11 protein-coding genes and 2 pseudogenes are annotated in these 13,518 nt (G+C 43.6%); 6 read left to right on the top strand and 7 right to left on the bottom strand.

Annotated elements, in window-relative coordinates; translation table 11 throughout:
- Positions 1–709: 709 nt before the first annotated feature.
- Entirely contained in the window at positions 710–1,087 is a 378-nt protein-coding gene (locus tag OKC42_RS21895; RefSeq protein WP_182962969.1) for a hypothetical protein, read from the bottom strand.
- A 218-nt stretch (positions 1,088–1,305) separates the two neighbouring features.
- Here OKC42_RS21895 and OKC42_RS21900 point away from each other — a divergent pair, with 218 nt between their 5' ends.
- The 5 genes from OKC42_RS21900 (at position 1,306) to OKC42_RS21920 (ending at position 5,084) form a co-directional block, all read left to right on the top strand.
- Positions 1,306–1,713 (top strand): H-NS family histone-like protein, encoded by a 408-nt coding sequence (locus tag OKC42_RS21900; protein ID WP_125730100.1) that lies wholly within the window; start codon positions 1,306–1,308, stop codon positions 1,711–1,713.
- Between the two features lie 141 nt (positions 1,714–1,854).
- Positions 1,855–2,154, top strand: a complete 300-nt coding sequence (locus OKC42_RS21905; protein ID WP_182962967.1) for a hypothetical protein — start codon at positions 1,855–1,857, stop codon at positions 2,152–2,154.
- Between the two features lie 434 nt (positions 2,155–2,588).
- Positions 2,589–3,005, top strand: a complete 417-nt coding sequence (locus OKC42_RS21910) for a hypothetical protein (protein WP_128821761.1) — start codon at positions 2,589–2,591, stop codon at positions 3,003–3,005.
- Positions 3,006–3,094: 89 nt separating this feature from the next.
- On the top strand, positions 3,095–4,351 hold the full coding sequence (locus OKC42_RS21915) for a relaxase/mobilization nuclease domain-containing protein (protein WP_270820912.1): 1,257 nt from the start codon (positions 3,095–3,097) through the stop codon (positions 4,349–4,351).
- Positions 4,352–4,373: 22 nt separating this feature from the next.
- A complete protein-coding gene (locus OKC42_RS21920; protein ID WP_270820913.1) occupies positions 4,374–5,084 on the top strand; it encodes a hypothetical protein in 711 nt (236 codons plus the stop codon).
- 37 nt (positions 5,085–5,121) lie between these two features.
- Here OKC42_RS21920 and istB read toward each other — a convergent pair.
- The 4 genes and pseudogenes from istB to OKC42_RS21940 all read right to left on the bottom strand — a co-directional run.
- Positions 5,122–5,661, bottom strand: a pseudogene (gene istB, locus OKC42_RS21925) (IS21-like element ISAeme17 family helper ATPase IstB); the annotation flags it as partial.
- Between the two features lie 45 nt (positions 5,662–5,706).
- Positions 5,707–6,192, bottom strand: coding sequence for a hypothetical protein (locus OKC42_RS21930; protein ID WP_075114281.1), 486 nt, complete (start codon positions 6,190–6,192; stop codon positions 5,707–5,709).
- Positions 6,189–10,865 carry a RecQ family ATP-dependent DNA helicase gene (locus tag OKC42_RS21935; protein WP_270820914.1) on the bottom strand — a complete coding sequence of 1,559 codons (4,677 nt, stop codon included), beginning with the start codon at positions 10,863–10,865 and terminating at the stop codon, positions 6,189–6,191. The genes OKC42_RS21930 and OKC42_RS21935 overlap by 4 nt, the downstream gene beginning before the upstream one ends.
- Positions 10,862–11,827, bottom strand: coding sequence for a DNA-processing protein DprA (locus OKC42_RS21940; protein WP_270820915.1), 966 nt, complete (start codon positions 11,825–11,827; stop codon positions 10,862–10,864). Before OKC42_RS21940 ends, OKC42_RS21935 begins: the two co-directional genes overlap by 4 nt.
- Positions 11,828–12,198: 371 nt before the next feature.
- Here OKC42_RS21940 and OKC42_RS21945 point away from each other — a divergent pair, with 371 nt between their 5' ends.
- The gene (locus OKC42_RS21945) at positions 12,199–12,501 is read left to right on the top strand and encodes a hypothetical protein (RefSeq protein WP_270820916.1); all 303 of its coding nucleotides are present in this window, start codon (positions 12,199–12,201) and stop codon (positions 12,499–12,501) included.
- On the opposite strand, the gene OKC42_RS21950 is transcribed toward OKC42_RS21945, so the two are convergent.
- Both OKC42_RS21950 and OKC42_RS21955 read right to left on the bottom strand, forming a co-directional pair.
- The gene (locus OKC42_RS21950; RefSeq protein WP_270820917.1) at positions 12,484–13,227 is read right to left on the bottom strand and encodes a DinB/UmuC family translesion DNA polymerase; all 744 of its coding nucleotides are present in this window, start codon (positions 13,225–13,227) and stop codon (positions 12,484–12,486) included. The genes OKC42_RS21945 and OKC42_RS21950 overlap by 18 nt on opposite strands.
- A gap of 84 nt (positions 13,228–13,311) precedes the next feature.
- Positions 13,312–13,449: pseudogene (locus tag OKC42_RS21955) on the bottom strand (Y-family DNA polymerase); the annotation flags it as partial.
- Between the last annotated feature and the right edge of the window lie 69 nt (positions 13,450–13,518).

Raw genomic sequence — 13,518 nt, forward strand, 5'->3', positions numbered from 1 at the left:
CGAGAATTATGAAGCGATGCTGCATTTCGCTTGCGGCATTATTGTGTGGAACAAAACCCTATTGGGATAGGGTCTTACCCTACCCCATGCGGGGCTTGAATTGAGGCTTTGTTGTGAGGCGTAGCGAATGTGCATAAGGGGGGGGACGACGACGCAGGGCGTCCGCATGAGAGTTTTTTTTTGAACGCACAAGGTTGGTCTCGTTATAATCGTTGCTTGGTTTGCACAACAACCAACCAATTTGGTTGGCGTTGGTAAGTGTTTTTAGCTCACTTTGTACTCGACTTACATAGCCGTTTAGATCAAAAAATGTTCACCTCGACACACTAACTGTATATGACTTCCCGGCAATACCGTGGAAAATCATAGTGTCACCACATTTGGCCTTAAGTGAGAGTCTCGATTGGGGTTGTATTGTGGTTCAACATCTCATTCCGGTGCGTATTCCGGCGAAGGTGCAGAGCCACTCTGGCCAACGTAAACGCCTTGCTCCTTAACGCGCTCACCTCATCCCATTTCTAACATTTCCGGGGAACGGGTTCGAGATGAGCTGCTGATGCAGACCGTTGTCAGCTGACAATGGCAGATGTTGGTCTGCTTAGTTCGATTTCATTTCAACGCACTGTTCGATACCTAGAGTATCTCTATTGTAGTGCCACAACAGCCCCGAGCGAGGGGGCATCTCAATGGCATTTAGATAGTGGTGGTGTTACAGCAGTGTCTCTCGGCAAGCCAGATAATACGTGCTCCATAACTCGCTTGCGGGTCGTCCATGCATTTTAATGCCGATATCTAGTAACATCAGCTCCCACTGCCGTGTATCATGAAAAGCCATCTCACGAGCCTGTTCGATGTTATGAGCGGAATAGGCACTAAGCAATTTGTCTGATGTGGTCGAAAACAACCGTTCAAAAAAAGCTAGATCTTTTGCAGCCATAACCTGTGAGCGCAGTGCTGTTAGATGCATAGTGTCCATTTCTGAATACCGAACTGCATCCTCAATAAATGCGTCACAAACCTCATATGCAATCTCATGGGATCTCCCATGAGTACTGAGGGCAACGATTAGTAGAATGAGTTGAGTCATCACAAGATCTCTGCTGTCAGTATGAATAAACCAGTCTAGCAGTAACTAATGGAACCTGTGGGGTCTTAACTCAAGTTAGATCGATGTTGAGCGGTTACGCATAACCTCACTATGTGGCTATATAAAGATCAATTATTTTGATGATAAATATTGGCACCAAACTTCAGCTAGGTGATAATGCTAGGCGATAAACAAATAACTTTTTAGGCGTGATATCCATGAACGATTTTATCAAAACACTGTTGAACATTCGTAGTCTCCGGGCCGCTCTGCGTGAACTACCATTCGAACAACTGATCGAGATTAAGGCAAAAATTGATGAGGTGTTTGCAGAGCGTGAAGCTGCTGAGCTTCGATATCAGGAAGAAAACGCCGAACGTCTGCGTAAGCTGGCAGAGTTCAGCGAGATGTTGAAAAACGCAGGGATTGACCCCAGCGAACTGGTTGGCAGTGCTGCTCCGTCGAAAGCTGAAGGAAAGGAAAAGGCCAAGCGTGCGCCGCGTCCCGCAAAGTACAAGTATCACGAAGATGGCCAGGAAAAAACCTGGACTGGTCAGGGCCGTATGCCGAAAGCCATCGCTGAGGGCGTTGCTAGCGGAAAGTCCTTAGAGGATTATTTGATCTAATCCACAATTATCGTGGTATTGAAAGCAGCCGTAAGGCTGCTTTTTTTATTCATTCAACTATAATAAATTTTGCTTATGGCGGCATTAACCATTTTGTTCATGCTATCCGTCCATTAACTCTACATGTATAGCGAGTGTTCGATGAAAATAATGACCACAAAAGAGGTTGAGGTTATAGCTGATATTCAGTGTGACGTATGCCATAAAAGCACAACTCCAAATATGAACCCAAATTTGTATAATCCTCAGTTTGGAGCCCTGACTGCAAAATGGGGTTATGGTTCGAAACATGATGGTACGGCATATGAGGTACATCTATGTGAGGAGTGCTTTTTTACTGTGCTGAGTCAGATAAAAAATATGCGTATAAATGATCATGCGGATTATGTTGACGATCAATCATTTGGGAAGATTTTATCTCATAGCCTTGAGCTTATATGACATCATTGGTTCGACCAGATCTAGAAAAGGTATATCTGTCATAGGATGAGAGCATGCCTTTTTATATAACTTTAATCAGCCTGTGTCATAGTTTTAATTTCACGGAAGAAAATTAAATTCACCATGTAAGTCTAGTTAATTTCATATTTTAAATATTAACTTTCGCCAATGCCATTGATAACGTCAGTCGTTAAATTAATAATTTAGCTCAAAAAATTGTTGATATTATATTTAGTGTTTGCAATACTATAATTAGAGTGAGCATTAAATATCACCGAATAATTTAGCTCACTTCTGAATGTGACTTCGTATAAATTTATTGTATATTTTTTGAAAAAACGCTAAACCAGCTATGTTTTAATGTCTATTAAATAGGTTGGTTTGAAAAATAAAACGCATAACACTACTAATAATTATTATAAAGGTGCACGCAATTGAACAGAAAACCACGGTCTGGTAGACCCAAAAAATCAGCTGATGAAAAACGCAGTTTAATGCTCCGAATCTCATTTAATGCAGCTGAGCAACGTGTTTTAACTAAGCATAGTAAAACCTATGGTATTCCCAAAAAGTCTAGCCTGATTCGGTTTTTGGCTCTCAGGGAACCAGACAGTAATATCTCACCAGATTTTTCATATGATGATCGTGTGAGATTGCTCGAGGGGGTATACAATATATCATCGAATTTAAATCAAATCATTTTGTTGATTAGACAAGCTGAGGTCGGTAGTGACGTTTATAAATTTATTACTGACAGTAGTGATAACTCTCCAGTGATGCAGGCTTTCTCATCTATAAATTCTCTGTTTATAGGAATTGAAAAAGCTCTGATTGGAGTAAAGTTGAAATGAATTTTGAAAAACACAGGTTCGGCCAAAACTTCCAGTACAGACTGTCTTATATTTACCGAGCTATACATATTGGTAGGAAACGAAAATCCATGCCATCACAGGTTTATCATCTCGGTGGTGGTGTAATTAATAGACCAAATATTACATTGAATGAAAGAGGTGAGGTCTCTGATTATGACATCGGGCCACTACTCATGGAGTTGAATATGCAGGCATCATTGTATGCAGGCACAGGAAACCAACTATGTGCACATTATTCACTATCATTGAGCCCCGATGAATCATTAACGCCATATCAATGTCTAGTTGCAGCTAGGCTGCTAATGAGTGAATTGGGATATGGTAGCGATACTCGATGGACATCTGTTATACACCGCGATACAAGGTCTCTACATGTACATGTTGTGGCATGTAGAGTAAAACTAGACAGAACCTTAGTTGATGATAGTAATGACTACGCTCGTGGAGTTGACGCTGCTCGAAAAATTGAAATGGAATTGGGATTGTCGATCTGTAAAAGCCCTGAAAAAAATTTCGGTCATGAGTATAGCATAGTAAATATTAAAAATGGCCGTGGTAGAGGGAGCTTTCATGCTATGCATGATCCCGCTTGTATTATCAGGGATGCAATGGACGTGGTTTTTAAAAAACAGCCGAACAACATGACTGAATTTGTCACTGGGTTGCGTGAGCATAATGTAATGGTCAGGGTGAGGAGAGCAGATAATCACGAGCCAAAAGGTTTTTGTTATAGTATAGACGGTAAGAAATGGATATCAGGGTCTAAGGTTAAGAGATTGCGGGCTACCTGGTCTAAGCTGCTCGACCAGGGCATTGAATATTCACCTCGGCGAGATGATTTAAATTTGCAATTAGGTGAATCAAATCAATTAAGCGAGCTTAAGGTTATACTATTTACTGCATTGATTCGTTGCACTAAAAAACAATATGCCAAGATGAAAAAAGTGGTGCCGTCATTTGTGGATAAAAAAACATATGGTACATCGTCATTCTCTTTCCGGCTTCTAAGATTGGATTTTGTTTTGCTATCAATCGAAGAACCATCGGATAGTTTTATATCAAATGCACGAGCACTGTTGAAGGACGTTTTGGCTACAATTTTTAGGAAAGGGCTGGAGAGCGTTCATGTAGGATCAAACGCATTGATTCCTGATGGATATGTCCAAGATATTAACTCAGAAAAAGATACTATTGATAAGCCAAACATGTTTTTCTTAGATAGAGACAAACTTAAGAATGAAATTTTGAAGAACAATGAATGGATTGCTGATTGGTATGGGGATCCCATATCACACGAACAAACCAAAGAAAAAAACATAAAATAACAATAATAATGAGAGGTGTGGCATGGCTAACATGAGGTTGAATGCAAATCTTAGAACAGTATCATTTAGCAAAACCGTGAGTGTACTGGAAGATCTAGAGCTCAGTTCAGGTAAATGTGTTCGTAGGTATAGGGCTGTAAATGTTCACCTAGGTACAGTTGATGTAAATTCTGATTTCTCTCTTATAAAAGAGTTAACCGAGGCTGACGCAAAAAATGCAAAGCTTTGGGTCCAGGAGCAGCAACGACTGGTCCAGTATGCCTATATGGAAAATATGAGGCGTGGGTTCCTTGGTGGTTCTCCTGTGATTAAGCGTAGTAAAGGCGACGATGAGCAGTATAGTGATTGCTATGGTTTTATACCGGGTCGGAAAGTCGGTGAGTTTATTGGTGTGATTATTGATGCTATTCCTATGGTTGAGGAATGTAGCGTAGAGAAGGATGAGTATGAAATAGAGTATGAGAAAGTGGAGCGTTTTCGTAAGAAAGGATGTCTATCTGAGATACTTGATCTGCTATTATATGCCCTGAAAAGAAGCAATGAAAAAGTACCTTTCTCAGAAAAAGAGAAATGTGACCTATATTGTGCTGAGAGAGTTCTTTTTTACTTTTGCACTGAAGGTATGAATGTTAAACAAAGTAAGTTAGAAAAAGCCTCTCGAGATAAAGCTAAAGGTAAATATAAAAATTTGTTACGTGTCAACGCCGACCGAAAACTGATCCACTCTGGCTAATTTCGCCGATTGAAAAGTGATCCACCCGGACATGGGGTTAATTGGTTTTGGGTGTGGCCCCCGCTTTGCGTTTCTCTTTCAAACGATAGCTTTCACCGCTGATCTGAACGATGTGTGCATGATGTAACAGTCTATCGAGCATAGCTGCCGTCAGTGTCTGATCATCGGCAAAGGTGCTGGCCCACTGGCTAAAGGGCAGATTGCTCGTCAAGATCAGGCTCCCTTTCTCATAACGTTTGGCGATCACATTGAAAAACAGGTTTGCTTCCTCACGCCCAAACGGCAAGTAGCCTATCTCATCGATCACCAGTAAACGCGGCCCCATCACGACACGGCTGAAGTAGGCATTAAGCCACTCCTGTCGTTGAGCTGCTTGCAGCTGCAACATCAGGTCTGCTGCGCTGATAAATCTGGTCTTGATGCCAGCCATCAGAGCCCGATAGGCCAGTGCGATGGCAAGATGCGTCTTGCCCACTCCGCTTGGGCCCAGCAGCACTATGTTTTCGCTACGCTCTATAAAAGCTAGGCTGGCCAACTCCTGCAACTGGCTGCGAGGTGCGCCACTGGCAAAGCCGAAGCCAACTTATTGATTACAATTAAAAACTGAATGGTAATCTGAAAATTAAACCATGTTCATAGTCAGAAGTCCGATACCTCCAGCCAACACCAATATACCTAAAACAACTATGGCTCGTAGCCCACTTATCGATCTTTTCTGAGACTCCGCGACAGCCTCTAACTTGCTGTTCAATTCGCCAAATTGTTTAGCAATGCAGCTATCAATTGCTGCGCGGCCTTGTTCAAACTGATCAGGTGTTACGAACGTCAAGGCTGCTACGTCACGCCTTAGTTTAAACTGTTCATCTTTGATCTGGCCTAGAAGGTCATTAAGTGACGTCAGGCGACCTTCAAACTCTTCAAATTTATTCGAGTTCTTCGTAACCCATTCACCCTGTTCAGTAGCTAGATTTGCGAGGGTTGATTTCGCAGCCTCTATCTCTGTTCTTGCATCGTTAACTGCGCTTAACAGGCCATTAAACTCTGCCACTTGCGCCGATTGCTCTTCGAGTGAATCGATTACTCGGTGTAGTTTCTGTATGTCATTCACCAATTAATCCCCTTGTATTGGCTGGTAAGTTTTTCAAGCCTATTTGCTAGTGGAGCTAACAAAGTGTGATAGGAGAACGGATCCCCTAGCTCTTCATTTACCTCCCCAAGAACATCCAAATCATCAAATTTCTCATGGACCAAACGAGCAAAGCGGCTTCGCGCATTTTCAGAGAACATTGGCTTTAGCTGCATAGTTTTTCGGACCAGCTCTAGTGCTTCATCCCTATTATCACTAATCAATCGATCAAAAGACGCTGCCATTCTTCGCTCTCCATCTGCATCATCAAACTCATCGGAAGCTAGTCGCAGTACACCGCTCAAGTAGTTCAAGAATGCATTATCTTTGTATGACTCTAGGAATCGAGAAAGTTGACCTCGTAGGAGCGTCATCTTCTCGCTGCCTACTAGATGTTCCGTGCGCTCTTCTTCATCAGTTTCAAAAAATACTGATGGCCATATCTTCGCCGACACAGAATTCTCAGCCATATTGAGCAGAAGTTGGCTCGACTTGTCGTGCCTGAAATAACCCTCTAGCTTCTCCTTAAATTCTTTGTCGTCCATCCTGCCTTCAGCGAATAAACTACATTGTTCATAAACGTTCTTCTGTGACTGGCGACGGTTGTAGACAAAATGGTCATAGGACCAGAGTAAAAGAACAAGAAAGATAAATTGCGATTTATCGATAGACCCTTTTCTTAACTTGTCGCAGAGAATTTTGTAGTACTGGTTATCACTACTGAACACATCCGCGAGTTTGAACTCAGGATCATACTTTCTGACGGTATGCTCAATTTTATTTTCAAGACCTTCTTCCGATAGGCACTGGAACTCGACATAGAGCGTGCCATTAAAAAAGTCTTCGATTACCCAGTCAGAAACAATACCTAATTGAGAAAGACGGTAGATAGCCTTTTCCAATTTATACTTTTCCGTACCAAACTGCCTGGCAGTAATGGTCACCGTGTTGTGTTCCTGATTGTACTTAAAGAATTCGTATACGTTTGCCATCAACTTGAACTCATCATTGATTGTGTCCAAGCTGTTTGTCATCAGGAACAGATTTGTGTTCAGGTCGCTATCTCGACTCAATAACTTCACGTACTCCTTCAGATCTTTGACGTTCGTACTAGCGTCCCAAATCTTGTCGAGAATAGCTGAATTGGGCTCTTTTGTGAGAAGCACATAGCAATCTGCGGGTACTTCCTTGAATAATTTTTTATCTCGCCCTGCCCTGCCTGCTTCCTGATACAAGGCTTCCATCGACCCAGGTATTCCGAAGTGAACCGTATAGGCAATATTCCCCTTATTCACGCCCATTCCGAATGCCTTAGTAGCAGTGAGTAGGCGGTATTTATTTTCTTTAAAATCGTCTTGAACTTGGCGCTTATATCTATCGAAAGCCTCTCCCTGTAATACCCCCATTTTCGGAGCAGACCCCGAAAAATATCTAACATCCATATTCAAGAGTGTTGAAATTCGGCCCGCTAAGCTATGACAACCCTTAGACCCGTTGACGGTGGCAGTGAATATGATTCCCGCCTTATTGCCATATTCCCCGTCGGAATTCCATTTACGCTCCATTTCAGAAACAAGTTCGACGGCTGCATCAACTTTGCGGCCTTTATCGTCGATAACGTGGAATGAGAGTTCCTCGCGAGTGAAGTCCATGGGGGTGCGGACAAAATCATCGGGGATATCAAACTCTGTTTGAATATCCTTTAGGACGTTAACTGATGCGGTTGCAGTTAGGCCTATATAAATTGCACTGGGAGCAAACCGTCCAATTGTATTTGCCAGGTTAAGATAAGACGTCCTGAAATCATGCCCCCACTCAGACAAACAGTGAGCTTCATCGATCACCGCGTAGGCAAATGAGAGATCTAGTCCGATAGCCAACATCTCTTTTCTAAACGCATGGGTTTGGAATCGCTCAGGCGATATGAAAACGAAGAAGTACTTACCACGTCCGAAATCGCTCTGAACTTTGGCCTTCTCTCCTGCCTTCAAATCACTAGTAATAAAATTGCTTCGAGTGAAGCCGATGCTATCCAAATCGGCTTTCTGGTCATACATCAAACTCTTTATCGGACACACGACAAAGCTAACAGCTGGTTGCAGAACCGCAGACAGCTGGTAACAAATCGACTTACCCGAACCTGTAGGCAACAATCCTATTGTGCCGTTTCTCGAAAGTGCAGATCCTATGATACCAACCTGCCCTTCCCTGAAATCTACATCCTCTAGGTATGGTAGAAACAGGTTGCTGAGGAAGTATCTCAGAGACTCTCGCTGCTCGCTGCCTGGGCTAAGATCTAGCTTGTAGGCAATGGGATCACTGCATGAAAGCTCGAAGAAGTCATAGTCAATTAATTGACTGGTTTCTATTGAAACAGCATCAGAATCTTCGAAGTATCGATAGAAATCGAAGTAATCCGTACGTGAATATATGACGTCTTTGTTAACTTGAAAGGAATCGTCATAACGCTCCAGTATGCTGAAGTCGATGAATATATTTTCACCAGACCGTTCGCTCGGAAGCTCATCTGATTCGATCAGCGCTACTTCAATTCGCCTTTCTTCAATACCAATGAGACGCAAGAGATTCGATAACAAATCGTTCAGGTCGTCTAGTGCCGCTTCAGCAAAATCTGTGCCATCACGATTGACTATGAATAGTTTTTTCAACTCTCCTAGTCTGATCTGACCGCGTTCAAGAAGCTCCAATAACAGTAACTGGAAACGCAACGCCGAGGTCAGCCTCAATCGTGGGTCGGTAACATCAGCTCCATTTTCATAAACCTCTTGGTAATTCAATAAAGAAATACCATTAGGAGGCGTTAGGACACCGTCACGCTCTAGGCCATCTACGATCTGAATGTGAGAAATAATCGAATTTATCTTACTGATAAATGACTGGTTCTCAGATGCCAGTTCTTGAACAGTGAACCGAACAGTCTTCAGTCCCTGGGTTTCAGTAAACAAATCCCTCATCTCATCTAACTGCTGAGAATTTTGGTGTTGCTGACCGTCTATCTCAATAATTAAACCAACTTGAGGAATGTAAAAATCTACCTGTCGGTTCTGGAATTGTTCAACGTAGACCTGAGTCATATCGTAAATCTGGACTTCAGGGAGCATTAGCTGTTTTACAAAAATGTACTTACCGAAATACTTCGGAATCAGCTCATCAAAAAACCTTTTCGCTGGGTAGCTTCCAGACTGTTTGTTGCCTCGAATTAATCTGTTCCAAAAAACTGACTTATCTGACAAAAGAGCCTGAGTTGGTGTATTAAGAGCGCTCTGTTCCAGCTCAATGCCAAATGCTTTCCTCAGTTTTCGCGAGGCTATTGTAGGCTTCCCTCTCTGAAGTATGTTTTTAAGAACTTGAATTGCTCCAAATAGCTGACCAGACGCCACTTCAGACGAGATAGAATAGTTGAGAAGATTATGGAAAATGAAGTTATGGTTGGTTCTCGCGTAGTTAGCAGAAAACTTCTTGCTTACAAGCCTACGACTAGACTTCGGCCTGACATATCCAGATAGTTCACTTTCATCCGCCAGCGAGTCGATGATTGGGTTGTACAAATCTGAAAATAGTTGGTTATTGTGCTGTTGTTCAATGCTGTCAGTACTTAGCTCTAATCTATAGAGAGTTTTGACCAACGTAAAAATGTAAATACTTGAATTCGGGAAAGCTTGAGATAGACAGCGTGTTATCTCATCAGTTGTAGCCCCCGAAGTTAATACGTCGTCAACGATAAGAAATGTCGGATTTGAATTCGCTTCTATTGAATCAACTTCGGCTTTATAGGCCCCTCCGACCTGCTGTCGTCTTTGTACTGCACTGCAATTAGTCGATTTAACTAATACGTGCTTTTTCTCTAATATCTTAGGTTGGTAAGTAGCCCCTAAAGCAACAGCCAGCGACTTGCCCAAGGTATCTAATGCTTTATCGCCATCTTCAGCCCTAAGCTCAGCGTGACCTAACGCTCGAACAACAATATCTATAACTGGAAATGAAGGAGCTAGCTCAACAGTCTTGTTAACCCAGCGGCGTACAGAAGGATTCTTGTTATCTTTGAAAGACCAAACTTCTTGTTTGACACCATCTAAATAGAATCCCAGATGAAGTTTATTTCCAGATTGTATTAACTCAGAACGTCCCGTTGTTGCGGAACTCGGTGTCGAGTTTTTTCCAATAAGCTCGGAGAGATTGCTTACTCCCTTATGTGACGAATCGATCTCCGAGGCAGAACCCCAATCTACTGAGAAAAACTCAACTCCTGCATTGAAAGCAGCGTCTCGATCTAGGTTGCTATCTCCTAAATAAATTGCCTCGTCGGCGCTAACACCGAAATACTCGAGAATACGAGTAACGCCCTCATGGCTCGGCTTATGCTGCGTTACATCATGGTAGGCTACTACATAATCAACAGAGATACTGAAGTGTTTGAGTAGACCCTGAACGTAATTCGAAGGCGCATTCGAGAAGATAGCAACCTTGATTCCAACTGACCGAGCCGTTGTAACAAGGCCGACAACGCCCTGATAAACGGCACAACCATTAAAGTACCTGTGTATGTCTCTCCATCGGCCAGCTGACCGAAATGGTTCGAGGCTTGATGTATCAATAAGCGTGTCATCAAGATCGAGGACGATGACCTTAATCACAGCAGGCCACCGTTTGATTTCAACGATCTAAATGAACTCGCGATGTCTTTTAATTGAAGCTGAATATCTTCATAAGATTCGCTCGTGTAGGGTATCGCCTTTCCTTCGTTAACTAGATGTTGCGTTCCTGAAATTGCCTTGATAGTAAGATCTGGATACCTAGCTTTCTGTGCGTCAGGAACGAAGACAGGACGCTCCATAGAGAGAGCAGATTTGACTGCGTGCATCGTCCCACCATCTATCGAAGTTTCAATAGCAAAGACGGCAGTAGATAAACCTGCTTGTATCCTGTCTCGCTTAGCAAAGAACGCAGGTATTGCTTTGGTTCCTGGAGCATTCTCCGCAACTAGAAGTCCATCCGTATCCAAAATTTCCTGAGCGAGTTCTCGATTACTTGTGGGAGAAATAGAATCCACATCGACAAGAACAGAAATCGTTGAGGTTTTGGCCTCTAATGCAGCGCGATGAGCAATTGTATCGATACCCAGTGCAAGTCCACTGACTATCGTGAAACCATAAGTCGCAAACTTTTGAATAGTTTTAATCGTTATGGTTTCACCCTTGGGGGTGTTTTCACGAGTTCCTACAACAGCTATAGAAAGCCTATTCTCTAAGAGTTTCAGATTGCCTTTGCAGTAAAGAAAGGGAGGAGGTTTCGGGAGATTGTATAACGAGATTGGATAGGTTTTCGAACCGAAGAGAACAATCTCAACTCCTTTATTTTTGAACGAATCAATCTCAGCTTGTACTTCGTCCCTGAGAGCCTGGAAGTTCGCAGCGTTGAAGAAACTTTCGAGAGCTGCTCGAGATTTAACATTTGAGATTTTTAGATTGGAGGAATGGTGTACCAGTTCTTCGAGCGTTGACACTCCGCTATACGCTGAAAACTTTAAGATCGACAGAACCGTTTCATCACCAACGCTCATTAACTTCTTAAGAACAAGAGCATCTACAATGTTCACATCCCCCCCCAAAAAACGACCGTTTTTAGTCCATTAATCGTACAGATTAATTGTATTCTACCGAGAAAACAACATAAACTAACCTTTTCCATGACCCTCAGCCAGCTTCAAGAGCCGATATGGCATCGGACTAGCTCCAAGTCGAGCCGGATGGGCATAGTCTTTATGCAGAATTTGAAATGTATATACTGAGCGACTCGGATAGGGGCTTGAGACAATCCGAGTCGCTCATACTGGGCCTTTATAGAGGATAGAGTGTGTAATGAGTAAACCATTTAGTTCCGGTAGCGTTACAGTTCAACCATCTCGTGGCCTGTGGCAGGCAAGCTACTTAGGGCAGAAAGTCCCATAGCGAAGCGCGGTTTGGATCAATGGCAGAGACCCTTGCTCACCGGGCTTTGTTAAAATTGCAGGCTGGAAACTTTGACCCTGTGTCCGACGATCTGCAATTTAAGCTGTCATGGCGAATGCTGGATGCTGCCAGGCAATTGGGGCTCTCATTGGGCCAACTGCGGCAGTGGATGCTAACTGGAATGCTCAACGGACATGAGATTAAACCACCAATGCGTGATGTGAAAGGCGTTGACCGAATCACCGGCCCCGGTTGCGAATTGATGTTGGCGCAAGAGCGCCTTGCTGAGTGCAAATCCGGGTTGTCACTTTGCAATGGGTAATTCATCCAATGCGGTTGTATAGCGGGGACTGAGTTTTTCACGCTTCATCATCCAATCACTGTTGTCTCTCCCACAAGATCCAAAATGAATTTTTCCTAATCGTCCCTGGTTGATTCGGTCGATCATCTGCATTAGGTCCTGACTGCGGGGCTTATGTTGATGATGGTCGAACAAATCTCCCTGCTGGCTGCCGATAGGAGTGAAGTCGGCTAGCATCACGCCCCCTTTTTGGTAGCGGTGCCCATCCCGCCAGATACGAGAGAGCAGTGAGTGGATCAGTCCCAGCAGCGCCCTAGTATCGTTAGTAGGTACAGCCAACTTGGTGCTCACCTGGTTGCCGTAGTAGGGCTCTTTGTCATTGAAGGGGCTGGTGCGAATGAATAGGGTGACATGGCGACAGCACATTCCCTCTGCCCGGAGTTTTTCAGCTGCACGTTCCATATATCCTGCGAGTGCTTGATGCATGGAATTCATGTGTGTGATCCGTTCACCGAATGATCGGGAGCAGATGATCTGCTGTTTGGCTTGTGTGTCCTGCTCCAGGCTGGCGCATGGATAGCCGCGTAGCTCTAGCACGGTTCGCTCAACAACGACCCCATAACGATGCCGTAGGTTTTTACCATCGACAGCGACTAGGTCCGCCACACTATTGATCCCGTGCGCTTCGAGCCTGGTGGTCAGTTTTCTACCTATTCCCCATATTTCCCCGACCGGAGTGATAGCCATCAAACGCGCTCGACGTGCCTCATCACGCAAATCAACCACTCCACCAGTCGCAGGCCACTTCTTCGCGGCGTAGTTTGCCAGCTTGGCGAGTGTTTTGGTTGGCCCGATCCCGATGCCGACTGTGAGTCCAGTCCATTGCAGTATTCGTTCACGGATCTGACGACCATATGCTGTTAGGTCTCCCGCCCATGATTCGTTCAGTTCAACAAACGCCTCATCGATGTAAAGGAAAGAAGAACAGCCATGGACATGACTTCAGCTCAGACATTCCGCTACTCAATCTCTGATGTC

Source organism: Aeromonas sp. Y311-2, assembly GCF_027706025.1.
Lineage (GTDB): Bacteria > Pseudomonadota > Gammaproteobacteria > Enterobacterales > Aeromonadaceae > Aeromonas > Aeromonas veronii.

What these genes read in the sequence shown, in the direction of transcription:
- OKC42_RS21895 (WP_182962969.1), bottom strand. Translation starts at nt 1,087, where the DNA reads ATGACTCAACTCATTCTACTAATCGTTGCCCTCAGTACTCATGGGAGA.
- OKC42_RS21900 (WP_125730100.1), top strand. Translation starts at nt 1,306, where the DNA reads ATGAACGATTTTATCAAAACACTGTTGAACATTCGTAGTCTCCGGGCC.
- OKC42_RS21905 (WP_182962967.1), top strand. Translation starts at nt 1,855, where the DNA reads ATGAAAATAATGACCACAAAAGAGGTTGAGGTTATAGCTGATATTCAG.
- OKC42_RS21915 (WP_270820912.1), top strand. Translation starts at nt 3,095, where the DNA reads ATGCCATCACAGGTTTATCATCTCGGTGGTGGTGTAATTAATAGACCA.
- OKC42_RS21920 (WP_270820913.1), top strand. Translation starts at nt 4,374, where the DNA reads ATGGCTAACATGAGGTTGAATGCAAATCTTAGAACAGTATCATTTAGC.
- OKC42_RS21945 (WP_270820916.1), top strand. Translation starts at nt 12,199, where the DNA reads ATGGCAGAGACCCTTGCTCACCGGGCTTTGTTAAAATTGCAGGCTGGA.
- OKC42_RS21950 (WP_270820917.1), bottom strand. Translation starts at nt 13,227, where the DNA reads ATGGCTATCACTCCGGTCGGGGAAATATGGGGAATAGGTAGAAAACTG.